Consider the following 26,080-nt stretch of genomic DNA (forward strand, 5'->3'; position numbering starts at 1 on the left):
CCGTCATGTCCCAGTTGCCGTCCTTGAGCCAGTTACGCGATCCCAATGCCTTTCTGCGGCGTCACCTCGGGCCCGACGCCGCCGAGCAGCAAGCGATGCTCGACAGCCTGGGCCTGGGCAGCCGGGTCGAGCTGATCGAACAGACCGTGCCGCCGGGCATCCGCTTCAACCAGGCGCTGGACTTGCCGCCGGCGCTGGACGAGCAGGCCGCGCTGGCCAAATTGCGCGGTTATGCCGAGCAGAATCAGGTCTGGACCAGCCTGATCGGCATGGGGTATTACGGCACCTTGACCCCCACGGTGATCCTGCGCAACGTGCTGGAAAACCCTGGCTGGTACACCGCCTACACGCCCTACCAGCCGGAAATCGCCCAGGGCCGGCTCGAAGCCCTGCTCAATTTCCAGCAATTGACCATCGACCTCACCGGCCTGGAGCTGGCCAACGCCTCGCTGCTGGATGAAGCGACGGCCGCCGCCGAGGCCATGGCCCTGGCCAAGCGGGTGGCCAAGTCCAAGAGCAATCTGTTCTTCGTCGACCAGAACTGCCACCCGCAGACGCTCTCGGTGGTGCAGACCCGCGCCGAGGGGTTCGGCTTCGAACTGGTGATCGACACTCTGGACAACCTCAAGCGGCACCAGGTATTCGGCGCCTTGCTGCAATACCCGGACACCCACGGCGAGATTCGCGACCTGCGGCCGCTGATCGACCACCTGCATGCGCAGCACGCGCTGGCCTGCGTGGCGGCCGATCTGCTGAGTCTGTTGCTGCTGACACCGCCGGGCGAACTGGGGGCCGACGTGGTGTTCGGTTCGTCCCAGCGCTTTGGCGTGCCCATGGGCTACGGCGGCCCGCATGCGGCGTTCTTCGCCAGCCGCGAGGAGTACAAACGGGCGATTCCGGGGCGGATCATCGGCGTGTCCAAGGATGCCCGGGGCAACGTGGCGCTGCGCATGGCCCTGCAGACCCGCGAACAACACATCCGCCGCGAGAAGGCCACGTCCAACATCTGCACCGCCCAGGTATTGCTGGCCAATATCGCCAGTTTCTACGCCATTTATCACGGCCCGGAAGGCTTGCGGCGCATCGCCCAGCGCGTCCATCGCCTGACCTGCATCCTCGCCGCCGGCCTCGAGCGCAAGGGCATCGTGCGGCTGAACCGGCAATTCTTCGACACCCTGACGCTGGAGGTCGGCGGTAGCCAGACGGCGATCATCGAGAGCGCCAAGGCCGTGCAGATCAATCTGCGGATCCTTGGGCGCGGGCACCTGGGCCTGAGCCTGGATGAAACCTGCGACGAAAACACCGTCGCCCGGCTGTTCGACGTGTTCCTCGGCGCCGACCACGGGCTGGACGTCACGCAACTGGACGCTGAAACCCTGGTGGGCGGCATCCCCCAGCAGCTGCTGCGCCGCACGTCTTACCTGAGCCACCCGGTATTCAACAGCCATCACAGCGAAACCGAGATGCTGCGTTATCTCAAGCAACTGGAGAACAAGGACCTGGCGCTGAACCAGTCGATGATCCCGCTGGGCTCCTGCACCATGAAGCTCAATGCCAGCAGCGAGATGATCCCGATTACCTGGCCCGGCTTCGCCAACCTGCATCCCTTTGTCCCGCCGGAGCAGGCCCTGGGCTATTCGCTGATGATCGACGAGCTGCAGCGCTGGCTGTGCGCTATTACCGGCTTCGACGCGATCTGCATGCAGCCCAACTCCGGGGCCCAGGGCGAATACGCCGGGCTGCTGGCGATCCGCAAATATCACGAGAGCCGCCAGCAGGGCGAGCGCAATATCTGCCTGATTCCCGCCTCGGCCCACGGCACCAACCCGGCCTCGGCGCAGATGGCCGGCATGCAGGTGGTGATTGTCGATTGCGACGACGCCGGCAACGTCGACCTGCACGACCTGAAGGACAAGGCGCAGATTGCGGGCGGCCACCTGTCATGCCTGATGGCCACTTACCCTTCGACCCACGGCGTGTACGAGGAGGGCATCAGCGAGATCTGCGAAGTGATCCACAGCCACGGCGGCCAGGTGTACATGGACGGCGCCAATCTCAATGCCCAGGTCGGGCTGACGCGGCCGGCCGACATTGGCGCCGACGTTTCCCACATGAACCTGCACAAGACGTTCTGCATTCCCCACGGCGGCGGTGGCCCGGGCATGGGGCCTATCGGTGTGCGGGCGCACCTGGCGCCGTTCGTGGCCAACCACCCGGTGGTGCCTATCGACGGGCCGCTGCCGCAGAACGGCGCGGTCAGCGCGGCGCCCTGGGGCAGCGCGAGCATCCTGCCGATCAGCTGGATGTACATCGCCCTGATGGGGCCGCAGCTGGCGGATGCCAGCGAGGTGGCGATCCTTGCCGCGAACTACCTGGCCGAACACCTCAGCGGCGCTTTTCCGGTGCTCTACAGCGGGCGCAACGGCCGGGTCGCCCATGAATGCATTCTCGACCTGCGGCCGCTCAAGGCGCAGACCGGCATCAGCGAAGAGGACGTGGCCAAGCGCCTGATGGACTACGGCTTTCATGCACCGACCATGTCGTTTCCGGTGCCGGGCACGTTGATGGTGGAGCCCACCGAAAGCGAGTCCAAGGCCGAACTGGACCGTTTTATCGAGGCCATGCTGAGCATTCGCGCCGAGATCGCCCAGGTCCAGGAAGGCAACTGGCCGGCCGAAGACAACCCGCTCAAGCGTTCGCCCCATACCCTGGCGGACATCGCCGGCGTCTGGGAGCGGCCCTACAGCATCGAGCAGGCGGTGGTCCCCAGCCCCCACGCCAGGGCGCACAAGTACTGGCCGACGGTGAACCGGGTCGACAATGTCTACGGCGACCGCAACCTGTTCTGCGCCTGCGTGCCGGTGGATGCCTACCGCTGAGCTTGGACGGCGGGCAAAAAAATGCCGCTCCAGGGAGCGGCATTTTTTATCGCGGCGGCCTGGCTACAGGCCGGCGGTCACTGCTGGGCGACGGCGTTCTTCGCCAGGATCGCGTTGGCCAGCTCCATGTCGGTCGCTTGCAGGCCCGGGTTATCGGCACGGACTTTCTGCATGGCTGCTTCCAGGTACGGACCGCGGATGCTGCCTTCACTGGCGACGAAGCTGCCGGCGTCATCCTGCGCGGCAATGATCAGTTTGTGGTCCTTGAACGTCAGGTAGGTGGAAGCGGTGGTGGCGCCGGAAGAAAGGACGTTACGCCAGAAACTGTCGGCCATTGCCGAACCTACAGGCAGGGAAAGCAGGGCCAGGGTGGCGACAGCTGTTTTGAAACGCATGGTGGGTGACTCCAACTAGGGGGAAAACTGAGTCCTTTGATAGGACCTGGCCTGATTGAGTTCCCTGCTGCGCCAACAAGCTTTAGCCTGCCGGGGCAGGGGCTGAAAGGCCGCTTCAGGCGCGACTGCTGCACCTCGCTATCGAGTCAAGGTGCTGGCACGCAGGGACGGCGTTTGCCACTATGGGCGGCTTCTCGACTGCACGGATGCTTGCCTTGATTGTTGGCGCGATGATGTATGGAACCCTGCTGAACCTGGTCTTGCTGTCCTTTATCGGACTACCCTTGCTGTTGATTGCCTTGCTCATTCCGGCCTGCCGGCAGCGGATGCGTCGTCAGCCCCGGCATTTCGGCGCGCTTGCCGGGGTATGCGCAATTATCGTGGTGTGCGTGCTGTGGAAAATCCACCGCGACGACCAACTGAATAAGGCGCACCACCCGCAACTTGAGCAGGACGTACAGCTTGATGGCCTGCAATTGCCCGCGGGTGCCAAGCTGTATCTGCGAACACTCGAACCTCTGGATGCACAAGGCCAGCCGCAACCCCACGGCCTGCGCAGCCTTGTTTACGCCGAGTTCGCTGCGCCACACACCATCAACGGCGTGGAGGTTACAGAGTTGCAGATGTACGGCAGCGGCTCTTCCTCAAAGATGCTGCTGAGCCGTGACCAGGTGGTTGCGGGCTGGCCCTGCGCCGGCGGCACCTGGGTCACGCTGGACATTGCCGACGAGGACCGCTTGCAACCCAGTCGCTGGCGTTTCTCTGCCTGCAGGCTGGTGACCGGGGCCGATGTGGCAGGGGTGAAGTGGCCGGACTCCAGCGAGGTCAGGCAGTACGACGGCAGGTTCCGCATCGGCCTGGCTTCACCGGCGGTGGTTATCCAGGGGATAGCGCTGTCGAACCTGAGCCTGGACCTCGACGAGCAACGGCAACCCGGACGTTGGAACGGGCAACTGGCGCAAGACCTGACCCTGGGCGATTGGCACTACCCCCGCGGCATGAGGGTTCGCCAGGACGCGCCGGGGACCCTGATGTTCAGCCCGAGCCAGTCGGACTGCGCGCAAAACTTGCGTACGGGGGAAACGCTCGACGCTGGGCGCTCGATACAGCAACGCCGTGATAACGGCGCAGTGCTGTGGATCAAGCCCAATGCCGGATTGGGTGTCGCCGACTGGTAGCGGGCCGCTGCGTGCTGTCATCGCGGGCCCCCTGGAGGGCGGCCCAGCCTCTGTCTTACAACTGAAAGCGCGTCACCGAGGTCTGCAGGGTGGCGACGGAGCGTTCCATGTGTTCGACCGTCGTCGCCAGTTCATGCATGGCCTGGCTGTTGCGTTGTGCCACCTGGTTGATCATTTCCACCTGTTGCGCCACTTCGCTGCTGGCCTTGGATTGCTCGCCGATGGTGTGGGAAATCTCCTCGACCATCAGCGCCGAGCGTTGCGCGCCTTCGCGGATTTCGTTGATCGAGGTGCCGGCCTGCTGGGCCATGTTCACCCCGTCGTTCACCCGGCTGACCCCGGTCTGCATGCTGCGCACCGCCTGGGCGGTGGTTTCGCGGATGCGCTCGATCATGCCGGTGATTTCCCGGGTCGATTGCGCCGTGCGCGCCGCAAGGCCGCGGACCTCGTCGGCGACCACGGCGAACCCACGGCCGGCCTCGCCCGCGCGAGCGGCTTCGATCGCGGCGTTCAGCGCCAGCAGGTTGGTCTGTTCGGCGATGCTGTTGATCACCTGGATGATCGAGTTGATTTCCTCCGAGGACTGGCCGAGCGCGGTGATGCTTTGCGACGACTGATTGACCGCCTCGGCAATGTGCGCCATGCCGTCGACCACCCCCAGGATGACCTGGCCGCCGCTGCCGGCGAGGGCTTCCGATTGCGCCGAAATATCCTGCGCATTGCGTGCGTGCTCGGCCACCTGGGCGATGTTGCTGATCATCTGCTCCATGGCCGCGGCCATGCTGTTCGCGCCGTGGGCCTGCTCGCTGGCCCCGCTGGCGATGCCCTGGGAGGTCTGGCTCAGGTTGTGGGAAGTGCCTTGCAGGCCTTCGCTTTCGCGACGGATGGTGGTGATCATGTCCCGCAGGTTGGCCTGCATCTCACCCAAGGCTTTTTGCAGTTGCCCGGCCTCGTCGTCGCTGTCGATGCTGATCGGCTGGCTGAGGTTGCCCTGGGCGATGGCGCGGGCGGTGGCGACCGATTTTTCCAGGGGGCGCAGTACCGAATGCAATAACCGGCGAGTCAGCAGGCAGAGCGTCAGCACGGCCAGTAGGCTGCCGCCGATCAGCCACCCACCGGCCTGGTGCACGGCTTTTTCGCTGTCTTCGCGGGCCTGGGCGGTGCTGCTTTCGATCTTGCTGCTCAGGGCTTCGTTGCGGCGCTCCACCTCGCTGAAACTCATGGCGAACGCCGGCATGTCCGCGCGGGCGGCGACCGGGTCGCGCAGTGCCAGTTCGGTGATTTTTTCCGCGGCGCCAATGTAATTTTCCAGCACTGGCTGCAGTTCGCCGATGGCTTGGCGAATGTCCGGTGCCAGGGGCAATTTGGCGTTTTCCGCGAGGACCTTGCGGAACCAGTCGCCGTGTTCGCGCAAGTCGTTCCTGATCTGCTCGCCCTCGCCGGCGGTACCCGGCTGGCTGGCGAAGGCCGCCAGCACATCGGCGCGCAGGGCGTCGTGCATCATGTCGGCTTCCAGATGATTGCGCAGCGCGCTGGCGTTCAGCTGGCTGTCCGCTAGCGCTTGTTCCAGGCGGGCCTGGCCCCACCAGCCGATGCTGCCCACCAGGGCGATGGCCAGCACGCTGACCGCTCCGCAGGTGATCATTTTCTGCCGGATGTTCATGCTCACTCCCTGTTCGCCTGGACCTGTGGCTAAGCGTAGCCCAGGGCCACGCAAACCGGCTGGCGGCAGGCCTTAGCGCTGCTCGCTTTGTGGCGTGACGCGCAATATCTCCTCGAGGGTGGTCAGCCCGGCCGCGACTTTCTGCGCCCCGGACAGGCGCAGGCTGCGCATGCCTTCCGAAAAGGCCTGGCGGCGGATGGCGAGCAGGTCGGCGTCGGCGCTGATCAGGGCTTTGAGGCTGTCGCTCAACTGCATGATTTCATACACGCCGGCGCGGCCACGGTAGCCGGTATCGCGACATTCCAGGCAGCCGGTGGCGCCATGGGCATGGCTGGGCAGCGGCGCCTGCCAGGGCCTGGTGAGGTTTTGCCAGTCGCCTTCGTCCAGCGCCAGCGGGGTCTTGCAGTGTGGGCACAGGGTGCGCACCAGGCGCTGGGCCATGACCCCGAGCAGCGTGGCCTTGATCAGGTAAGGCGCGACGCCCAGTTCCAGCAGGCGGCTGATGGCGCCGGGCGCGTCGTTGGTGTGCAGGGTCGACAGCACCAGGTGGCCGGTAAGCGCGGCCTGGATCGCCATCTCCGCGGTTTCCAGGTCGCGGATCTCGCCGATCATGATGATGTCCGGGTCCTGGCGCATCAGGGCGCGCACGCCGCTGGCGAAGGTCAGGTCGATGTTGTGCTGGACCTGCATCTGGTTGAACGCCGGCTCGACCATCTCGATCGGGTCCTCGATGGTGCAGAGGTTGACCTCCGGCGTCGCCAGTTTTTTCAGGGTGGTGTACAGGGTGGTGGTCTTGCCCGAACCAGTGGGGCCGGTGACCAGGATGATGCCGTTGGGCTGGCGGGTCATCTCCTGCCAGCGCCGCAGGTCGTCGCTGGAGAAGCCCAACTGGTCGAAGTCCTTGAGCAGTACCTCGGGGTCGAAAATACGCATGACCATCTTCTCGCCGAAGGCGGTGGGCAGGGTCGACAGGCGCAATTCCACTTCGCCGCCTTCCGGGGTCTTGGTCTTGACCCGGCCGTCCTGCGGTTTGCGTTTTTCCGCGACGTTCATCCGGCCCAGGCTTTTCAGGCGGCTGACCACCGCCATGGTGACCTGGGGCGGGAATTGATAGACGTTGTGCAGCACCCCGTCGATGCGAAAGCGCACCGTGCCTTGCTCGCGGCGCGGTTCGATGTGGATATCGCTGGCCCGCTGCTGGAAGGCGTACTGGAACAGCCAGTCGACGATATTGACGATGTGCGCGTCGTTGGCGTCGGGCTCCTGATCGCTGGCGCCGAGGTTGAGCAACTGTTCGAAGTTGCCCGGGGTGTTGGTCTTCTGGTCGGCGCTGGCCCCGGTGACCGACTTGGCCAGGCGGAAAAACTCAACGGTCAGGCGCTGGATTTCCACCGGGTTGGCCACCACCCGTTTGATCGGCAGTTTCAGCACGTGGGTCAGGTCGGCTTCCCAGGCGCTGACGTAAGGCTGGGCGCTGGCCACGGTGACGGCTTCGGCGTCGATCGAGACCGCGAGGATCTTGTGGCGTTGGGCGAAGGCGTAGGACATCAGCGGGGTGACGGCGGCGACGTCGATTTTCAGCGGGTCGATGCGCAGGTACGGCTGGCCGGCCTGTTGCGCCAGCCACAGGGTCAGGCTTTCCAGGTCCAGGCGTTTGCCGGGCCGGCGGCGGTCGTCCAGGTGCTGGCTGGCGAGAAATTCCAGCGGGTGCAATTGGCTGTTGGCGGCGTTGCGGCGTGTGGTCAGGGCGTGTTCGGCCGAGTCCTGGCTGATGAAACCCTGGGCGACCAGGTCGCGCAGCAGATCGTTGAGATCCAGCCAGCGGTCCTGGGTAACGAGGGGAACGGACATGCGGGCTCCTTATGAACAATCCGGCGGCAGGCGGGTTGGATAGATGCCTCTGACCACGCAATGCCAAGAATAGTCCCCGGATCACCACCGTCAGTCGCCCAAGCGTTGCCGGATTTTGCCGGATGCCCTCAGCCGGCGGCCTGCAACGGCTCGCGCTCGGCGAGTTGCAGCTGGACCGAACACACGCTGATCAGGTTGCGCAATTTTTCCGCGATGACTTGCGCGCGGTGCCAGCTGAGGCCGTCGAGCACCACTTCCATCAGCAGCGAAGCGTCCTGGCGCTGCACCCGGACCTGCTGCGGCAGCAGCGATTGCAGGGCGAAATGATTGAGCACCCGGCACAGCACATCGGCCTCGGCGTCGGTGACCAGTTGGTAATGCACCCGGCAATGGGCGTTGGCGACATTCCACACATCGGCGCGGGAGGGGACGGCTTCGAGAAGGGGCATGGGATTCTCCAGAAAAGTGGAGAAATTTTTACATTCGGTCCGGGGTATTTCTTATCTAAGATGAAGGTATTTTCCAATCTGACGAATAATATGATTCGAGTTAATAGGTTATTGAGGAATATCTATGCATAGCGAGTTGGACGCTTATGACCGCCGCATCCTGGCGCTGCTGCAGGAGGACGCTTCCTTGTCCAGCGCGCAAATCGCCGAGCAGGTGGGGCTGTCGCAATCACCTTGCTGGCGGCGGATCCAGCGGCTCAAGGAGGAAGGGGTGATCCGTGGCCAGGTGACCTTGCTCGACCGCAAGAAGATCGGCCTCAACACGCAGATCTTCGCCGAGGTCAAACTCAACGCCCACGGCCGTTCCAACTTCACCGAGTTCACCGAGGCGATCCGCGGTTTTCCGGAGGTGCTGGAGTGTTATGTGCTGATGGGGGCGGTGGATTTCCTGTTGCGTATCGTCACGGCGGACATCGAGGCGTATGAGCGTTTCTTCTTCGAGAAACTGTCGATGGTGCCGGGGATCCAGGAAGTGAATTCGATCGTGGCGCTGTCGGAGATCAAGTCGACCACCAGCTTGCCGGTGTTGCGCTGAAGATGGCTTGAAGCGGCTGGCGCCATGGCCAGCCAACTCGCTCCTGCAGGGCAGGAGCGAGCGTGTGCATGGAGCCCTTACATGCGCAGCAGGGTCTTCCACGCGCGGTTCTGGAACACCGTGATTGCCTGTTGCTTGCGGGCGTCGAGGGCTTCGTCGGTGATCGGCTCGTTAGCCAGCTGCACCAGCTTGTTCAGCTCGCCGTACAGACGATCCAGCTCGGGGATTTCCAGCACGTTGCGCGCATGATGCAGCCAGGCCTGGATGCGTTCGATGCGCGGCAGTTGCTCGGCCAGGTCTTCCGGTTGCTGCTGGTAGCGGGGCAGTTGCAGGGAGCTGGCTTCGTCGGCCAACAGGCGCGGTAACCAGCTGCCCAGTTGCGCCGCGCCCTGGCGGTTGCCGCGGGTGTTGCGTTCGGCGGTCCAGCTGCGGGCCAGCAACCAGCGCGAGGTGTTCAGCGAGAACAGGCCCCAGCGCACGTCCTCCAGCTCTTCGATGAACTGCTCCGGCGCGGCCTTGCGCACGTCTTCGTCGTCGAGACCGGCCTGCACCAGCGGGCGCCAGTCTTCCAGCAGGCCATCGAGCGACGCACGCAGTTCGGCGGTCGCCTGGCGTGGCGCGGCCTGGCCCAGGCTGCTGACCAGGGCGCGCAGTTCCGCCAGGTTATCGACCCAGTCCTGCAGCAGGCGCCAGTGGCCGTTGAAGCGATATTGCTCGGCCAGGCGCTGGCTGCTGCCCAGCAGGTGCCAGGTCAGCGCGGCGAAGGCGTCGTCCAGCGGCATCTGCGCGCTCAGCTCGGGAGCGGGCAGGCTCAGGGAGTAGCTGTTGGCATCGAACAGGCGGTAGCCGCGCTCGGCCTTGCTGATGTCGCACGGCATCAGCGGCAAGGTGGCGGCCAGCTCGGCGGCCAGTTCCAGCAGGGCGGCCGGTTCGCCTTCGCGCAGTTCCAGCTCCAGCTCGCAGATTTCTTCCTTCTGCTTGCCGGCGATCACGTGGCCCAGGTCCAGAGCGGCTTCGATCACCACCTTGGCCTTGCCGCGGCCCCAGGCGATTTCCGCGCGCTCGCGGACGAAATCGGTGGTGAAGATCGGCTTGAGGGTCTTCTTGTCCAGCTCGGCCAGTTGCTCGGGCCAGCATTCGCCGTCGAGTTTCTTCAGGTCGAGCTTGGCTTTGGCCAGGTGCCAGTCGTATTCGTTGCGTTCCGACAGGCCGGCGACGCTCTGGCCGCGGGTCTTGAGGGTCTGGATCACTTCTTCGCCGTCGCGGCGCAGGCGCAGGGCGACCTTGGCGCGGGCCAGGTCGCGCTCGGGCGTGTCGAAGTACTGGTTCATCAGTTCACGGTGTTCCCAGCCACTTTTGTTGCGTTTTTTCAGGAGCGGGTGCTCACGCAGGGCGGCAAGGGTTTCGCGGCTGACGCGGAGTTTGATTTCGGTTTCTTTCTGCATGGCCGGAAAATCCAGGATCGGGAGCGCAGCCGGGGGGAATGTGTGGCTGCCAAGGTCGTGCAGTGTACAGGACTCGCCGCGTCGAGGTGCCGTGGCGGTTTATTCCTGTCGCAGGATGGCTCTATGATGGACCTCATCTTGGAGCCCGGGAGCCAGCGCATGCCATTGCCGTCCATGAAAGAGCAGTTCGCTGCGCTGATTGCCACACCTTCGGTCAGCTGTACCCAGCCGGCGCTGGACCAATCCAATCGCGCGGTGATCGACTTGCTGGCCGGCTGGCTTGGCGACCTGGGTTTTGCCTGCGAGATCCAGCAGGTCAGCCCGGGCAAGTTCAATCTGCTCGCCAGTTTCGGCAGCGGCCCCGGCGGCCTGGTGCTGGCCGGGCACAGCGATACCGTGCCCTACGACGGCGCGCTGTGGCAGACCGACCCGCTGAAGCTCACCGAAGTCGACGGCCGCTGGGTCGGCCTGGGCAGCTGCGACATGAAAGGCTTTTTCGCCCTGGTCATCGAGGCGGTCCGGCCGCTGCTGGATCAACCCTTCAAGCAGCCCTTGCTGATCCTCGCCACTTGCGACGAGGAAAGCTCGATGGCCGGCGCCCGGGCCCTGGCCGAGGCCGGCCGGCCTCTGGGGCGCGCCGCGGTGATCGGCGAGCCGACCGGGCTCAAGCCAATCCGCATGCACAAAGGCGTGATGATGGAGCGCATCGATATTCTCGGGCGCAGTGGCCATTCCTCCGACCCGAGCCTGGGCCATAGTGCCCTGGAAGCCATGCACGACGCGATCGGCGAACTGCGCGGCCTGCGCCTGGCGTGGCAGCGCGAATTTCGTAACCCGCAGTTCAGCGTGCCGCAGCCGACCCTGAACCTTGGGTGTATCCACGGTGGCGACAACCCGAACCGCATCTGTGGCCAGTGCTCGCTGGAATTCGACCTGCGGCCGCTGCCGGGCATGGACCCGCAGACGCTGCGGGCGGCCATCCGGCAGAAGCTTGCGCCCGTGGCCGAGCGGCATCAGGTGAAGATCGACTATGCGCCGCTGTTCCCCGAAGCGCCGGCCTTCGAGCAACCTGAAGACTGCGAACTGGTGCGGGTGGCCGAGCGCCTGACCGGCCATCGCGCCGAAGCAGTGGCGTTCGGCACCGAAGCGCCTTATCTTCAGCGCCTTGGCTGCGAGACAGTGGTGCTGGGCCCGGGCGATATCGCCTGCGCTCACCAGCCGGGGGAATACCTCGAAATGTCACGCTTGCAGCCTACCGTGCATCTATTACGTGAACTGATTAACCATTACTGCCTGACGCCGGCCTGATTTTTCCCTAAATCGCCAGCGTTCAAGCCCGTACCTGAAGGAGAGCGAGCGTGTCGCCAAGCCTGTTCCGACGATAACCACCAGCCCGCTGTGCGTTTTCCCGTTTCGTCCTTTTATAGGCTGCTTCTTATTTACAGGCTCAGGTTATGCCCGAATACGTCAATTGGCTTCGTCACGCTTCTCCTTATATCAATGCTCACCGTGACTGCACTTTCGTGGTCATGCTGCCCGGCGACGGTGTCGAGCATCCGAACTTCGGCAATATCGTCCACGACCTGGTATTGCTGCACAGCATGGGCGTGCGCCTGGTGCTGGTGCATGGCTCGCGTCCACAGATCGAAGCCCGCCTGGCCGCTCGTGGCCTGACCCCGCATTACCACCACGGCCTGCGCATCACCGATGCGGCGACCCTGGAATGCGTGATCGATGCCGTCGGCCAATTGCGCATCGCCATCGAAGCGCGGCTGTCGATGGACATGGCGTCCTCGCCGATGCAGGGCTCGCGGTTGCGGGTCGCCAGCGGCAACCTGGTCACCGCCCGGCCGATCGGCGTGCTCGAAGGCGTCGACTATCACCACACCGGCGAAGTGCGCCGGGTCGACCGCAAGGGCATCAACCGCCTGCTGGACGAACGCTCGATCGTGCTGCTGTCGCCGTTGGGCTACTCGCCGACCGGGGAAATCTTCAACCTCGCCTGCGAAGACGTGGCCACCCGCGCGGCCATCGACCTGGGGGCCGACAAGCTGCTGCTGTTCGGCGCCGAGCGTGGCCTGCTGGATGAGCACGGCAACCTGGTGCGCGAGCTGCGTCCGCAGCAGGTGCCAGCGCATTTGCAGCGCCTGGGCAGCAATTATCAGGCGGAGCTGCTGGATGCCGCGGCAGAAGCTTGCCGGGGTGGAGTAGGGCGCAGCCATATCGTCAGTTATGCCGAAGACGGCGCGCTGCTGACCGAACTGTTCACCCGTGACGGCGGCGGTACGCTGGTGGCCCAGGAGCAGTTCGAACTGGTCCGCGAGGCGGCCATCGAGGATGTCGGCGGTTTGCTGGATTTGATCAGCCCGCTGGAAGAGCAGGGGATCCTGGTGCGGCGTTCCCGCGAGGTGCTGGAACGGGAGATCGAGCAGTTCAGCGTGGTCGAGCGCGAAGGCATGATCATCGCCTGTGCCGCGCTTTACCAGATTGCCGACTCCGATGCCGGGGAGCTGGCCTGCCTGGCGGTGAATCCGGAATACCGCCACGGCGGTCGCGGCGACGAATTGCTGGAAAGGATCGAAACCCGGGCCCGGGCCCAAGGCCTGAAAACCCTGTTCGTGCTTACTACCCGTACCGCCCACTGGTTCCGCGAACGCGGTTTTGCACCCAGCAGTGTCGAGCGCCTGCCTTCCGCGCGGGCCTCGCTGTACAACTACCAGCGCAACTCGAAAATCTTCGAAAAAGCCCTCTGAGCCTCCTCCCTCCGCCAACCCGCTCTTGACAGGAGCGGGTTTTTTATTTTCGAAATCCCATGCGGTTTGATCTCGAAAAAATACATGCGCGCAATATAAAAACTGTAACAAATTGACGGGAGTATCCGCGCTTGGCCATTATCGCGTCGCCTTTTCGATACTGATTGGCGTATCTGGCATTAGTTGTAACTGATCGATCTAAAGATCAGCGTGCAAATACCATTCAGGAATCAGAAAGAGCGCCGATACCTTGTGCCACGGCTCAAGCAGGTGCGCCTGGATATATTCCAGAATCGTATGAAAAAGGATGAAGTAATTCTTTTTGGGATTATGAGGAATTCATTACCCTGCACGAAGCAGATCACCGCGATTAGACCTTGGTCGTAGACACAGTTAGTTACGATTGACTTATAGGTCACGCTCTGGCGCTAATCGCCCACCAATGGACCCGGGGCATCAGACCCTGGGCCTGAGTACACAAGAATTAGAAACGAGAGGAGCGAAACATGAACAAGTCCACCTTGGCCATGGCTGTGGCCGTTGGGGTAATGGCGCAGCAGGCAGGCGCCGCAGGTTTCATCGAAGACAGCAAGGCCACTCTGGGTCTGCGTAACTTCTACATCAATACAGATAACCGCGATGGCGACACCAAGGCTTCTGGTGCGCAAAACAAGCAGGAAGAATGGGGTCAAGGCTTCCAGCTCAACTTCATCTCCGGTTACACCGAGGGCACTGTCGGCTTCGGTCTCGATGCCATTGGCCTGTTGGGGATCAAGCTGGACTCCGGCGGCGGTACCAACGGCGCTAACGCTACCTCTTACGGCGGCACCGTCTTCCCGAGCGAGTCCAATGGCAAAGCCGTGGACAACTACTCCAGCCTGGGCCTGACTGCCAAAGCCAAGATCTCCCAGACTGAACTGAAGCTCGGCACCCTGCAGCCAAAACTGCCGGTAATCGTGACCAACGACGGCCGTATGCTGCCGCAAACCTTCCAGGGCGGCCAGATCACCTCGAACGACATCAAGGACCTGACACTGGTCGGCGGTCAGATCGAGCACGCCAAGGGTCGTAACTCCAGCAACAACGAAGAGTTGTCGATTGCTGGCGCGAACGCGCATACCGCTGCGGGTCGTGACAGCAACAAGTTCATCTACGGTGGTGGCGACTACAAGATCACCAAAGACCTGACGGCCCAGTACTACTACGGCAACCTGAAGGACTTCTACAAGCAGCACTTCCTGGGCCTGACTCACAACTGGGCGATTGGCCCGGGCGTATTGAAGTCCGACCTGCGCTACTTCAACAGCAGTGACGACGGTGCCAACGGCCACGACTCGGCCTACTACACCACCGGCGACTACGGTACCGGCATCACCAAGGGCAAGGTTGATAACAAACTGATCAGCGGCCTGTTCCTGTACTCGGTGGCCGGCCATACCTTCGGTGGTGGCTACCAGGTCAGCAATGGCGACAGCGACTTCCCTTGGTTGAACCAGGGTGACGGTTCGTCGGCTTACCTGACCACCGACATGCAGATCGCCAAGTTCGCCCGTGCCGGCGAACGTACCTGGCAGGCTCGCTACTCCTACGATTTCGCCAAGGTCGGCGTGCCTGGCCTGACTGCTGGCGTGGTCTATCTGCGCGGCGACAACATCGATACGACTGGCCGGGAGGGTTCCGTTACCCCTCAGCGCTCTGTTTCGGTTACCAACGCCAGCGAGTGGGAACGCGACCTGACCGTGGCCTACGTGATTCCGGAAGGTCCACTGAAAAACCTCGGCCTGACCTGGAAAAACGCCATGTGGCGTAACGATATCCCGGGCCAGCGTTCGCAGGATGAAAACCGCCTGATCGTCAGCTACTCGATCCCGCTGTTGTAATCCGACGCTAAAAACCTCGCCCGGCGCAATGCCGGGCGAGGTGTTGTCATCCAGTTCGGACCCACCCCCGCAGGTCCTCCCTGAAACCCCTCTTTACAGCTACTCAAGGCCTTCTCGAACCTTGTCGAGGATGGTGTGCCTTGCATGGGCGCGAATCCAGTGAAGAGATTTTTAATATTCTTTTTCGATCTAGATAAATCGACATTTATTCTTTTTAAATATTCAACGTCGCAGGCACAGTAAGGCCCATAACGCACTCACAGGAGCCGCAACATGAGCCTCAGACTTGGCGACATCGCCCCCGACTTCGAACAGGATTCCAGCGCCGGCAAGATTCGTTTCCACGAGTGGCTCGGCGACAGTTGGGGCGTGCTGTTTTCCCATCCGGCGGACTTCACCCCGGTGTGCACCACGGAGCTGGGATTCACTGCCAAGCTCAAGGACGAATTCGCCCGGCGCGGTGTGAAAGCCATTGCCTTGTCGGTCGACCCGGTGGCCTCGCATCACAAGTGGATCGAGGACATCAACGAAACCCAGAACACCCTCGTCAATTTCCCGATCCTGGCCGATGCCGACCGCAAGGTCTCGGATCTTTACGACCTGATCCACCCGAATGCCAACGACACCCTGACCGTGCGTTCGCTGTTCGTCATCGACCCGAACAAAAAGGTGCGCCTGACCATCACCTACCCGGCCAGCACCGGGCGCAATTTCCACGAGATCCTGCGGGTGATCGACTCGCTGCAACTCACCGACAATTACAAGGTGGCCACGCCGGCCAACTGGCAGGACGGTGATGAAGTGGTGATCGTGCCGTCGCTCCAGGACGAAGACGAAATCCGCAAGCGCTTTCCCAAAGGCTATCGCGCGGTCAAACCCTATCTGCGCCTGACCCCGCAACCCAATCGCTGACCCAAGACCATAGGAGCGAGCGGGCGGCGATTCGGCTTGCCCGCGAAAAGCGCGATTCGGCGCGCTGTGTCAGGGATGACGCTATCGCGGGCAAGCCTCGCTCCTACGAGGCCGTATTCACAAAGCAGGGGTTTTTGGGCCGTTTCGACGGCCTTTTTTTTGCCTGGGATTTGGTTTTCTTATATTCAATTAAAGAATAAACAAATGAAAAAATAAGATTTATGGATATAAAAATAGGCTGTTAAGGTCTGCTCAATTCAGCGAGATCGCAAATCGCGAATCGCCTATTCAGTACTTAAGGAAACTCTGCATGCTGGTCGTCTCTCTCGGTGGCAGTCCCAGCCAACGCTCCCGCTCCGGGGTGCTGCTGGAACACGGCAAACGCTGGTTGCAGCAACAAGGTGTGGAAGTGGTCGCTTATCAGGTCCGGGACTTCCCGGCCGAAGATCTGCTCCATGCGCGCTTCGACAGCCCGATGGTGGTCGACCTGTTGCAACAGATCGAACAGGCCGACGGCTTGTTGATCGCCACGCCGGTCTACAAGGCTTCGTTTTCCGGCGCACTGAAAACCGTGCTCGACCTGCTGCCGGAACGCGCGCTGAACCACAAGGTGGTGCTGCCGATGGCCACGGGCGGCAGCATCGCCCACATGCTGGCGGTGGACTACGCGCTCAAGCCGGTGCTGTCGGCCTTGAAGGCCCAGGAAATGCTTCAGGGCATCTTTGCCGAGGACAGCCAGATCGCCTATGGCGAAGGCAATGCCCAGGCGCAGTTGGCGCCGGCGCTGGAGCAGCGTCTGCGCGAGGCGCTGGAACAGTTCCGCAGTGCCATGGCGCGACGCCCCAAGCCGCTGGACCCGAATCTGTTGAATGACCGTTTGTTGAGTGCTCGCTGGAGCATTTGAAAGATTCAGTTTTTGGTTTGAAAAGTCGCCGAGCGAAGATCAGGCAAGGCAAAAGGCTGTGAAGAAGCGGAGTTGACGTCAGTCAATGAGCATTCTGAGCAGGCTTTTAACGCAGCATGATGTGCGTAACACCGCAGGTGTTCAGCCCGCAGGCACTTTTCGGACAAAAAATCGCCTTACTTCGCCGCCAACGGCTTAGCAGGTGCAGCCAAAACCCAACAGCAAAAAGGAGAGCGCCATGCGCCCTGTTATTTTGCGTCGTGGTCTGGTCGCTCTGTTTGCTGCGGCTGTGTCCTTCGGCGCCATCGTTCAAGCCCAAGCGGCCGAGACCCTGCGTATCGGCTATCAGAAATACGGCACCCTGGTGCTGCTCAAGGCCAAGGGCTCGCTGGAGAAGCGCCTGGCGGCGCAAGGCGTGCAGGTGCAGTGGACCGAATTTCCCGGCGGCCCGCAGTTGCTGGAGGGGCTGAACGTCGGCTCCATCGACTTCGGCGTCACCGGCGAAACCCCGCCGGTATTCGCCCAGGCCGCCGGTGCCGACCTGTTGTATGTGGCCTACGAGCCGCCGGCGCCGACCAGCGAGGCGATCCTGGTGCCCAAGGACTCGGCGATCAGCTCGGTGGCGCAGCTCAAGGGCAAGAAAGTGGTGCTCAACAAGGGCTCCAACGTGCACTACCTGCTGGTCCGCGCCCTGGAAGACGCCGGCCTCAAGTACAGCGACATCCAGACCGTATTCCTGCCGCCCGCCGATGCCCGCGCCGCCTTCGAGCGTGGCAGCGTCGATGCCTGGGTGATCTGGGACCCCTACCAGGCGGCGGCCGAAAAGCAGCTGCAAGCCCGCACCCTGCGTGACGGCAGCGGCATCGTCGACAACCACCAGTTCTACCTGGCAACCAAGCCCTATGCGCAACAGCACCCCGAGGTGATCAAGGCCTTGGTGGAAGAAGTGCGCGCGGTGGGCGAGTGGTCCCAGGCCAACCCGGACGAGGTGACCCAGCAAGTGGCGCCACTGCTGGGCCTGCCGGCGGACATCACCCTGACCTCGGTGAAACGCCAGGGTTATGGCGCGCACTTCCTGACCCCGGAAGTGGTGGCGGCGCAGCAGAAAATCGCCGACAGCTTCCATCAGCTCAAGCTGATTCCCAAACCCTTGAGCATCAAGGATGTGATCTGGACGCCTCCAGCCGCCGTTGCCAAAGCGCCGTAACTCGCCCCCCTCAGGAGACAACTCCATGCGCCTCAATATTTTCTGGTTCCTGCCCACCCATGGTGACGGCCATTACCTTGGCACCGCCGAAGGCGCTCGCGCCGTCGACCACGGTTACCTGCAGCAGATTGCCCAGGCGGCCGACCGTCTCGGTTTCGGCGGCGTGCTGATTCCCACCGGGCGTTCCTGCGAGGACTCCTGGCTGGTGGCGGCCTCGCTGATCCCGGTGACCCAGCGCCTGAAATTCCTGGTCGCCCTACGCCCGGGGATCATCTCCCCGACGGTGGCGGCACGCCAGGCGGCAACCCTGGATCGCCTGTCCGGCGGCCGGGCGCTGTTCAACCTGGTGACCGGTGGCGATCCGGACGAACTGGCCGGCGACGGCCTGTTCCTCAGCCATGAAGAGCGCTACCAGGCCTCGGTGGAATTCACCCGTATCTGGCGTCGTGTGCTGGAGGGCGAAACCGTCGACTACGATGGCCAGCACATCAGCGTGAAGGGCGCCAAGCTGCTTTATCCGCCGATTCAGCAGCCGCGTCCGCCACTGTACTTTGGTGGCTCCTCGGAAGCCGCGCAGGACCTGGCCGCCGAGCAGGTGGACATGGTCCTGACCTGGGGCGAGCCGCCCGCCGCGGTGGCCGAGAAGATCGAGCAGGTCCGCGCCAAGGCCGCCAAGCAAGGGCGCAGCGTGCGCTTCGGCATTCGCCTGCACGTGATCGTGCGCGAAACCAATGCCGAAGCCTGGAAGGCGGCCGAGCGCCTGATCTCCCATCTGGACGACGACACCATCGCCCGTGCCCAGGCGTCCCTGGCGCGTTTCGATTCGGTCGGCCAGCAACGCATGGCGGCCTTGCACGGCGGGCGCCGCGACAAGCTGGAAGTCAGCCCCAACCTCTGGGCCGGGGTCGGCCTGGTACGCGGTGGCGCGGGCACCGCGCTGGTCGGCGATGGGCCGACCGTGGCCGCGCGGGTACAGGAATACGCGGACCTGGGCATCGACACTTTCATCTTCTCCGGTTATCCACACCTGGAAGAGTCGTACCGGGTCGCCGAGCTGCTGTTCCCGCACCTGGATATCGAGCGTCCCGAATTGCCCCAGGGCGCCGGTTACGTCAGCCCGTTCGGCGAAATGGTCGCCAACGACATCATCCCCAAAGCCGCGTCCCGGAGCTGAGGCGGCCATGAACAGACAAACCTTGCTCCAGCGCCTGGCGCCCTGGGCCCTGCCGCTGCTGTTACTGGCGGCGTGGCAGTTGTCGGTCTCGGCCGGCTGGCTGTCGACGCGAATCCTGCCGGCACCCAGCGCGGTGATCGAAGCCGGGGTCGGCCTGGTGCGCAGTGGCGAAATCTGGACCCACCTGGCCATCAGCGGCTGGCGCGCGGCGATCGGTTTCCTGATCGGCGGCGGCATCGGCCTGGTCCTGGGCTTTATCACCGGCCTGTCGAGCTGGGGCGAGCGCCTGCTGGACAGCTCGGTGCAGATGATCCGCAACGTGCCGCACCTGGCGCTGATTCCCCTGGTGATCCTGTGGTTCGGCATCGATGAGTCGGCGAAGATTTTCCTGGTGGCCCTGGGCACGCTGTTTCCGATCTACCTGAACACTTATCACGGCATCCGCAACGTCGACCCGGCGCTGGTGGAAATGGCGCGCAGCTACGGGCTGTCCGGCTTCGCCCTGTTCGGCCAGGTGATTTTGCCGGGCGCCTTGCCTTCGATCCTGGTGGGCGTGCGTTTTGCCCTGGGTTTCATGTGGCTGACGCTGATCGTCGCGGAAACCATCTCCGCCAGCTCCGGTATCGGTTACCTGGCGATGAATGCCCGGGAATTCCTGCAGACCGACGTGGTGGTGCTGGCCATCGTCTTGTACGCCGTGCTCGGCAAATTGGCCGACCTCGCCGCGCGCGGCCTGGAGCGTGTCTGGCTGCGTTGGCATCCGGCCTATCAAGTGGCCAGGGGAGGTGAGCAATGACGGCTCAACAACCTCCACGCCTGCTGCGCGGTATTCCGCTGGCGGTGCGCAAGCTGCAAAAGACCTTCGGTTCGCGCCAGGTGCTGCGCGAGATCGACCTGCATATTCCGGCCGGGCAATTCGTTGCGGTGGTTGGCCGTAGCGGCTGTGGCAAGAGCACCTTGCTGCGCTTGCTGGCCGGCCTCGACAAGCCCTCCGCCGGTGAACTGCTGGCCGGCGCCGCGCCGCTGAGCCAGGCCATCGAAGACACCCGCTTGATGTTCCAGGAGGCGCGCCTGCTGCCCTGGAAAAAAGTCATCGACAACGTTGGCCTGGGCCTCAAGGGCGACTGGCGTGCCCAGGCCTTGCAAGCCCTGGAGGCGGTGGGCCTGGCCGATCGCGCCAATGAGTGGCCGGCTGCCTTGTCCGGTGGCCAGAAGCAGCGCGTGGCCCTGGCCCGCGCGTTGATCCACCAGCCGCGCCTGTTGCTGCTGGACGAGCCCCTGGGCGCGCTGGATGCCTTGACCCGGATCGAGATGCAGCAACTGATCGAGCGCCTGTGGCGGCAGCATGGCTTCACCGTCCTGCTGGTGACCCACGATGTCAGCGAAGCGGTGGCGGTGGCCGACCGGGTGATCCTGATCGAAGACGGCGAGGTCGGTCTCGACCTGCTGGTGGAGCTGCCGCGCCCACGGGTGCGCGGTTCCCACCGGCTGGCCGCGCTGGAAACCGAAGTACTCAACCGCGTATTGGCGCTGCCCGGGTCGCCACCCGAGCCGGAACCCGTTTCACCCTTGCCCACGCAATTGCGCTGGGCCCAGTAAACAACCCTCTACCACGACAGGAATCAACATCATGACTATCAAGGCCATCAACGTTCGCAACCAGTTCAAAGGCATCATCAAGGAAATCGTCGAGGGCGACGTGCTCTCGGAAATCGATGTGCAGACAGCCTCCGGCATCGTCACTTCGGTCATCACCACCCGTTCGGTCCGCGAGCTGGAACTGGCGATCGGCAGCGAAGTGATCGCATTCGTGAAATCCACCGAGGTGTCGATCGCCAAGTTGTGATCGGTGCACAACCACCGGCCCCGGATGGCGCGAGTCCTTCGGGGCTTTTTTGTGGGCGATGACGGCTGTAGCCGCTGCCGAGCCTGCGAGGCTGCGATCGAGGTGGGTGGCATTCCGATGCAGGCTTCGCCAGCCGGTTTATCTGAAGGAATGCATGGCCAGGTTTCACGGCCGCGTTGCGGCCGGGCGCAGCCTCGCTAGCTCGGCAGCGGCTACAGGGCAGGGCGCTTGGGCAGGTAGGGCGGCAGGTACAGCCCCAGGTAGGCGTCGAACACCCGCATGCCTTCCTCGGCCATGCGCGCGGTGATCTGCCCGTGCTGCTGGACCGAGCGCGCGTAGACCCGATCGCCCAATTCCATGGCCAGGGCGAACACATCGACATCCTCGGGCAGCGTCGGCAACTGGAAGTGCTGGTCGAACAGCTTGTGCATCAGGTCGCCCAACTCGATGTCGTGCTGGCGGTCGGCCTGGGTGACTTCGGTCAGGCCGTGCTGGGCCAGGATCAACTGGCGGGCCGCGGCGTCGGCGCTATAGATGGCGAGCATGCGCTGTTCGACCAGGCGCGACAGGTCGCGCCAATGGTGCAGCGAGGCCGGCTCGATGGGCTCTTGCAGGCAGGCGCGGAACGCCGCGTGGACGTCGGCGGTCAGGGCCTCGAGCAGGGCGGGGACGCTGGCGAAGAAGTGATAGACCGAGGAGGGAGGAATCTCCGCGCGTTCGGCCACGCTGTAGATCGACAGGCTGGCCACGCCCTCGGCGGCGAGCAGGGTGCGGGCGGCATCGAGTATCGAGTCGATCCGGGCCTGGCTGCGTGCGCGGGGTTTGCGGGGGGTGGCTACGCGTGTCATGGGAGTCTCCTGCGGGGCAGCGGGCATTGTACGAGGCGTGTCGGGTGTTGTCTGCCAGGACGCTTTCGCGGGCAAGCCTCGCTCCTGCAAGATGGAAATGGCATACGCTGCGCTCCTGTAGGAGCGAGGCTTGCCCGCGATCCGCCGCAAGGCGGCCATAAAAAAACGCCACGGGCCTTTGCGGCCCGTGGCGTCGTTTTTTTGCTACAGCCGCTTACACGGTGTGCAGGTACCAGTTGTATTCGAGGTCGGAGATCGAATGCTCGAACTCTTCCAGCTCGCTTTCCTTACAGGCCACGAAGATATCGATGTATTTCGGATCGATGTACTTGGCCATGACTTCGCTGTCGTCCAGCTCGCGCAACGCGTCGCGCAGGTTGTTCGGCAGGCTTTGCTCGTTCTGCTCGTAGGAGTTGCCTTCGGTTGGCGCGCCCGGTTCGATCTTGTTGGTCAGGCCGTGGTGCACGCCCGCCAGCACCGAAGCCATCAGCAGGTACGGGTTGGCATCGGCGCCCGCCACGCGGTGCTCGATGCGCACGGCGTCGGAAGAACCGGTCGGTACGCGGATGGCCACGGTACGGTTGTCCAGGCCCCAGCTCGGCGAGTTCGGCACGTAGAACTGCGCGCCGAAACGACGGTAGGAGTTGACGTTCGGGCAGAGGAAAGCCATCTGCGCCGGTAGGGTCTCGAGCACACCGCCGATCGCATGACGCAGTGCGGCGTTCTGCTCGGGATCCTCGCTGGCAAAAATATTCTTGCCGTCTTTGTCCAGGACCGAAATATGGACGTGCAGACCATTGCCCGCCTGGCCTGGGTAAGGCTTGGCCATGAAGGTGGTGTCCATCTCATGGTCGTAGGCGATGTTCTTGATCAGACGCTTGAGCAGTACCGCATAGTCGCAAGCCTTGATCGGGTCGGCGACGTGGTGCAGGTTCACTTCGAACTGCGCCGGAGCACTTTCCTTGACGATGGCGTCGGCGGGGATGCCTTGTTCTTTCGCGCCTTCGAGAATGTCCTGCAGGCAATCGACGTATTCGTCGAGGTCGTCGATCAGGTAGACCTGGGTCGAATGCGGGCGCTTGCCGGAGATCGGCGAGCGTGGCGGCTGTGGCCGGCCGTTCACGTTCTCCTGGTCGATCAGGTAGAACTCCAGCTCGAAAGCCGCGCAGATGGTCAGGCCCAGCTCGTCGAACTTGGCAACGACCTGGCGCAGCACTTCGCGTGGATCGGCGAAGAAAGGATCGCCTTCAAGTTCGTGCATGGTCATCAACAGTTGCGCGGTGGGGCGCTTCTGCCAGGGTTCATTGCACAGGGTATCGGGGATTGGATAGCAGATTCGATCGGCGTCGCCGATGTCCAGGCCAAGGCCGGTGCTTTCCACCGTCGAGCCATTGATATCCAGGGCAAATAAAGAGGCCGGCAGGTTGATGCCTTTCTCGTAAACCTTATGGAGGCTGGTGCGTTCGATGCGCTTGCCGCGCACCACACCATTCATATCCGCAATCAGAAGGTCAACGTACAGAACCTCAGGATGTTCCTTAAGGAACGCGTTCGCTTCGTTAAGCTGAACGGCACGCGGGGGTACCGACATGATGCAACACCTTTGTTGTTAAAAATATCAATCATTGATCTTTTCAGGTTTCAGTCAACCCGAACGGCATGCCGAAGTCAAGCGAGGCCTTTTTTGCCCTAAAAAAGCGCCTGTGGGGCATTTTTGGGGCGCTTTTGTGCCTTCGCCGGGCTTGGCTGCCGCGGCCTTGAGCGGGCCGTGTTGTATTTTTTACGGGGGTGTTGTGTAAAAAAATGAACAAGGCTAAGCTCGATTTAAACCCATAACAGCAATAATACCGGGGTGTTTCATGTCTCGCCTGCCGTTAATCGGCGTCACCGCCTGCTCCAGGCAGATCGGTCTGCATGCTTATCACATCAGTGGCGACAAGTACGTCCGCGCAGTGGCAGTAGCAGCCAAGGGCGTGCCCATGATTCTCCCGTCCCTGGCCGATATCCTGGCCCCGTCCGATATTCTGGACGGTCTGGATGGCATCCTCTTTACCGGCTCACCCTCCAATATCGAACCTTTTCACTATAGAGGTCCTGCCAGCGCGCCGGGAACTGCGCATGATCCTGCCCGTGATGCTAGCACCCTCCCGCTGATTCGCGCGGCGGTGGCGGCAGGCGTTCCGGTATTGGGGATCTGCCGCGGCTTTCAGGAAATAAACGTGGCCTTTGGCGGCAGCCTGCATCAGCGAGTCCACGAGGCCGGTCCGTTCATCGACCATCGCGAGGACGACAGCCAGCCAGTGGAAGTGCAATACGGCCCGGCCCATGCGCTGCATGTCCAGCCGGGCGGGGTGCTGGCCGGCCTTGGCCTGCCGGCGCAAATTGAAGTCAATTCGATTCACGGCCAAGGCGTTGAACGTCTGGCGCCAGGCCTCAGGGTAGAGGCGCTGGCACCGGACGGGTTGATCGAAGCCTTCTCTGTCGAGGGGGCGCCGATCGAGGGAGGCAAGGCTTTTGCTTTGGGGGTGCAATGGCACCCTGAATGGCAGGTAAGCTCTAACCCTCACTACCTTGCCATCTTCCAGGCATTTGGCGATGCCTGTCGCAAGCGGGTAATTCAACGCGACGCCGATGCGTCACAAAAACCTGGCTTATAAGAGCCAGGAAACTCACGCCTAGAGGCATTTATGAGTAACAACCTCGACCAGCTCACCGATTGGTTGAAAGACCACAAGATCACAGAAGTCGAATGCATGATTGGCGACCTGACCGGTATCACCCGGGGCAAGATCTCGCCGACCAACAAGTTCATCGCCGAAAAAGGCATGCGCCTGCCCGAGAGCGTGCTGCTGCAGACGGTGACCGGCGACTATGTCGAAGATGACATCTATTACGAGTTGCTGGACCCGGCCGACATCGACATGGTCTGCCGCCCGGACCAGAACGCGGTATTCCTGGTGCCCTGGGCCATCGAACCCACCGCCCAGGTGATCCACGACACTTATGACAAGCAGGGCAACCCGATCGAGCTGTCGCCGCGCAACGTGCTCAAGAAGGTACTGAAACTCTACGCCGACCATGGCTGGCAGCCGATCGTGGCGCCGGAAATGGAGTTCTACCTGACCAAGCGCAGCGACGACCCGGATTACCCGTTGCAGCCACCGGTCGGTCGCTCCGGTCGCCCGGAAACCGGTCGCCAGTCGTTCTCCATTGAAGCGGCCAACGAATTCGACCCGCTGTTCGAAGATGTCTACGACTGGTGCGAACTGCAGGAACTGGACCTCGACACGCTGATCCACGAAGACGGCACGGCGCAGATGGAAATCAACTTCCGTCATGGCGACGCCCTGTCCTTGGCCGACCAGATCCTGGTGTTCAAGCGCACCATGCGCGAAGCCGCGCTCAAGCATGAGGTGGCCGCCACCTTCATGGCCAAGCCGATGACCGGCGAGCCGGGCAGCGCCATGCACCTGCACCAGAGCATCATCGACATCGAGACCGGCAAGAACGTCTTCTCCAATGAAGACGGGACCATGAGCCAGCTGTTTCTCAACCACATTGGCGGCCTGCAGAAGTTCATTCCCGAGCTGCTGCCGCTGTTCGCGCCCAACGTCAACTCGTTCCGCCGCTTCCTGCCGGATACCTCGGCACCGGTAAACGTCGAGTGGGGCGAAGAGAACCGCACCGTGGGCCTGCGCGTGCCGGATGCCGGGCCGCAGAACCGCCGGGTGGAAAACCGCCTGCCGGGCGCCGACGCCAACCCTTACCTGGCCATCGCCGCGAGCCTGCTGTGCGGCTTCATCGGCATGGTCGAAGGCCACAATCCGAGCGCTCCGGTGGTCGGTCGCGGTTACGAGCGCCGTAACCTGCGCCTGCCGTTGACCATCGAGGACGCCCTGGAACGCATGGAAAACAGCAAGACCATCGAGAAGTACCTGGGCAAGAAATTCATCACTGGCTACGTCGCGGTCAAGCGGGCCGAGCATGAAAACTTCAAGCGCGTCATCAGTTCGTGGGAGCGGGAATTCCTGCTCTTCGCCGTCTGATGCGCGGGGCGCCGCGGTAACCGGCGGCGCCCTCACCGGAAAATCAGGAGAGTTC

At 63.0% G+C, this 26,080-nt stretch carries 22 protein-coding genes and 1 pseudogene; 15 read left to right on the forward strand and 8 right to left on the reverse strand.

All coding sequences use genetic code 11. The features are described 5' to 3' along the window. The first annotated feature begins 5 nt into the window (after nucleotides 1-5). Nucleotides 6-2,879 (forward strand): aminomethyl-transferring glycine dehydrogenase, encoded by a 2,874-nt coding sequence (gene gcvP, locus BLV20_RS05680; RefSeq protein WP_092298133.1) that lies wholly within the window; start codon nucleotides 6-8, stop codon nucleotides 2,877-2,879. A 77-nt stretch (nucleotides 2,880-2,956) separates the two neighbouring features. Here the strand turns inward: gcvP and BLV20_RS05685 are convergent, their stop codons facing one another. Further along, nucleotides 2,957-3,274: a DUF2388 domain-containing protein gene (locus tag BLV20_RS05685; protein ID WP_092298136.1), complete on the reverse strand. Its 318-nt coding sequence runs from the start codon at nucleotides 3,272-3,274 to the stop codon at nucleotides 2,957-2,959. A gap of 206 nt (nucleotides 3,275-3,480) precedes the next feature. Between BLV20_RS05685 and BLV20_RS05690 the strand changes: the two genes are divergently transcribed. Beyond that, complete coding sequence (locus BLV20_RS05690) at nucleotides 3,481-4,452, forward strand: hypothetical protein (RefSeq protein ID WP_092298139.1); 972 nt, start codon at nucleotides 3,481-3,483, stop codon at nucleotides 4,450-4,452. A 55-nt stretch (nucleotides 4,453-4,507) separates the two neighbouring features. On the opposite strand, the gene BLV20_RS31985 is transcribed toward BLV20_RS05690, so the two are convergent. The 4 genes and pseudogenes from BLV20_RS31985 to BLV20_RS05705 form a co-directional block, all read right to left on the reverse strand. Further along, nucleotides 4,508-5,371, reverse strand: coding sequence for a methyl-accepting chemotaxis protein (locus BLV20_RS31985; protein WP_371914298.1), 864 nt, complete (start codon nucleotides 5,369-5,371; stop codon nucleotides 4,508-4,510). Then, nucleotides 5,363-6,115, reverse strand: a pseudogene (locus BLV20_RS31990) (HAMP domain-containing protein); the annotation flags it as partial. The gene BLV20_RS31985 and the pseudogene BLV20_RS31990, both read right to left, overlap by 9 nt. A 72-nt stretch (nucleotides 6,116-6,187) precedes the next feature. Then, a complete protein-coding gene (locus tag BLV20_RS05700) occupies nucleotides 6,188-7,966 on the reverse strand; it encodes a type IV pilus assembly ATPase TfpB (RefSeq protein WP_092298145.1) in 1,779 nt (592 codons plus the stop codon). Nucleotides 7,967-8,094: 128 nt separating this feature from the next. Beyond that, nucleotides 8,095-8,415 carry a hypothetical protein gene (locus BLV20_RS05705; protein ID WP_092298149.1) on the reverse strand — a complete coding sequence of 107 codons (321 nt, stop codon included), beginning with the start codon at nucleotides 8,413-8,415 and terminating at the stop codon, nucleotides 8,095-8,097. A 124-nt stretch (nucleotides 8,416-8,539) separates the two neighbouring features. Between BLV20_RS05705 and BLV20_RS05710 the strand changes: the two genes are divergently transcribed. Further along, nucleotides 8,540-9,010 carry an Lrp/AsnC family transcriptional regulator gene (locus BLV20_RS05710; protein ID WP_007928270.1) on the forward strand — a complete coding sequence of 157 codons (471 nt, stop codon included), beginning with the start codon at nucleotides 8,540-8,542 and terminating at the stop codon, nucleotides 9,008-9,010. 77 nt (nucleotides 9,011-9,087) lie between these two features. On the opposite strand, the gene BLV20_RS05715 is transcribed toward BLV20_RS05710, so the two are convergent. Next, nucleotides 9,088-10,455, reverse strand: coding sequence for a CYTH domain-containing protein (locus tag BLV20_RS05715; protein ID WP_092298152.1), 1,368 nt, complete (start codon nucleotides 10,453-10,455; stop codon nucleotides 9,088-9,090). Nucleotides 10,456-10,614: 159 nt separating this feature from the next. Here BLV20_RS05715 and argE point away from each other — a divergent pair, with 159 nt between their 5' ends. The 10 genes from argE (at nucleotide 10,615) to BLV20_RS05765 (ending at nucleotide 21,131) form a co-directional block, all read left to right on the forward strand. Further along, complete coding sequence (gene argE, locus BLV20_RS05720; protein ID WP_092298506.1) at nucleotides 10,615-11,763, forward strand: acetylornithine deacetylase; 1,149 nt, start codon at nucleotides 10,615-10,617, stop codon at nucleotides 11,761-11,763. Nucleotides 11,764-11,909: 146 nt separating this feature from the next. Continuing rightward, nucleotides 11,910-13,208: an amino-acid N-acetyltransferase gene (argA, locus tag BLV20_RS05725; protein ID WP_092298155.1), complete on the forward strand. Its 1,299-nt coding sequence runs from the start codon at nucleotides 11,910-11,912 to the stop codon at nucleotides 13,206-13,208. Nucleotides 13,209-13,714: 506 nt separating this feature from the next. Beyond that, nucleotides 13,715-15,088, forward strand: a complete 1,374-nt coding sequence (locus tag BLV20_RS05730; protein WP_092298158.1) for an OprD family porin — start codon at nucleotides 13,715-13,717, stop codon at nucleotides 15,086-15,088. A 273-nt stretch (nucleotides 15,089-15,361) separates the two neighbouring features. After that, nucleotides 15,362-16,000: a peroxiredoxin gene (locus BLV20_RS05735; protein WP_092298161.1), complete on the forward strand. Its 639-nt coding sequence runs from the start codon at nucleotides 15,362-15,364 to the stop codon at nucleotides 15,998-16,000. A 310-nt stretch (nucleotides 16,001-16,310) separates the two neighbouring features. Then, nucleotides 16,311-16,904, forward strand: coding sequence for an NADPH-dependent FMN reductase (ssuE, locus tag BLV20_RS05740; RefSeq protein ID WP_092298164.1), 594 nt, complete (start codon nucleotides 16,311-16,313; stop codon nucleotides 16,902-16,904). A gap of 238 nt (nucleotides 16,905-17,142) precedes the next feature. Then, nucleotides 17,143-18,111, forward strand: a complete 969-nt coding sequence (locus BLV20_RS05745; RefSeq protein WP_092298167.1) for a sulfonate ABC transporter substrate-binding protein — start codon at nucleotides 17,143-17,145, stop codon at nucleotides 18,109-18,111. A gap of 25 nt (nucleotides 18,112-18,136) precedes the next feature. Further along, nucleotides 18,137-19,285, forward strand: a complete 1,149-nt coding sequence (ssuD, locus tag BLV20_RS05750) for an FMNH2-dependent alkanesulfonate monooxygenase (protein ID WP_092298170.1) — start codon at nucleotides 18,137-18,139, stop codon at nucleotides 19,283-19,285. A 7-nt stretch (nucleotides 19,286-19,292) separates the two neighbouring features. Then, nucleotides 19,293-20,081 carry an aliphatic sulfonate ABC transporter permease SsuC gene (ssuC, locus tag BLV20_RS05755; protein WP_092298173.1) on the forward strand — a complete coding sequence of 263 codons (789 nt, stop codon included), beginning with the start codon at nucleotides 19,293-19,295 and terminating at the stop codon, nucleotides 20,079-20,081. Continuing rightward, nucleotides 20,078-20,884, forward strand: a complete 807-nt coding sequence (ssuB, locus tag BLV20_RS05760; RefSeq protein WP_092298176.1) for an aliphatic sulfonates ABC transporter ATP-binding protein — start codon at nucleotides 20,078-20,080, stop codon at nucleotides 20,882-20,884. The genes ssuC and ssuB overlap by 4 nt, the downstream gene beginning before the upstream one ends. A 31-nt stretch (nucleotides 20,885-20,915) precedes the next feature. Further along, nucleotides 20,916-21,131: a TOBE domain-containing protein gene (locus BLV20_RS05765; protein WP_092298179.1), complete on the forward strand. Its 216-nt coding sequence runs from the start codon at nucleotides 20,916-20,918 to the stop codon at nucleotides 21,129-21,131. A 212-nt stretch (nucleotides 21,132-21,343) separates the two neighbouring features. Here the strand turns inward: BLV20_RS05765 and BLV20_RS05770 are convergent, their stop codons facing one another. Together BLV20_RS05770 and BLV20_RS05775 are read right to left on the reverse strand one after the other, a co-directional pair. Continuing rightward, a complete protein-coding gene (locus BLV20_RS05770; protein WP_092298182.1) occupies nucleotides 21,344-21,979 on the reverse strand; it encodes a TetR/AcrR family transcriptional regulator in 636 nt (211 codons plus the stop codon). A 214-nt stretch (nucleotides 21,980-22,193) separates the two neighbouring features. Continuing rightward, a complete protein-coding gene (locus tag BLV20_RS05775) occupies nucleotides 22,194-23,570 on the reverse strand; it encodes a glutamine synthetase family protein (protein ID WP_092298185.1) in 1,377 nt (458 codons plus the stop codon). Nucleotides 23,571-23,838: 268 nt separating this feature from the next. Here BLV20_RS05775 and BLV20_RS05780 point away from each other — a divergent pair, with 268 nt between their 5' ends. Together BLV20_RS05780 and BLV20_RS05785 are read left to right on the forward strand one after the other, a co-directional pair. After that, the gene (locus BLV20_RS05780; protein WP_092298188.1) at nucleotides 23,839-24,636 is read left to right on the forward strand and encodes a gamma-glutamyl-gamma-aminobutyrate hydrolase family protein; all 798 of its coding nucleotides are present in this window, start codon (nucleotides 23,839-23,841) and stop codon (nucleotides 24,634-24,636) included. A 30-nt stretch (nucleotides 24,637-24,666) separates the two neighbouring features. Next, nucleotides 24,667-26,025, forward strand: coding sequence for a glutamine synthetase family protein (locus BLV20_RS05785; RefSeq protein ID WP_007928318.1), 1,359 nt, complete (start codon nucleotides 24,667-24,669; stop codon nucleotides 26,023-26,025). The last annotated feature ends 55 nt before the right edge of the window (nucleotides 26,026-26,080 follow it).

It is taken from the genome of Pseudomonas sp. NFIX28 (genome assembly GCF_900107395.1).
GTDB lineage: Bacteria > Pseudomonadota > Gammaproteobacteria > Pseudomonadales > Pseudomonadaceae > Aquipseudomonas.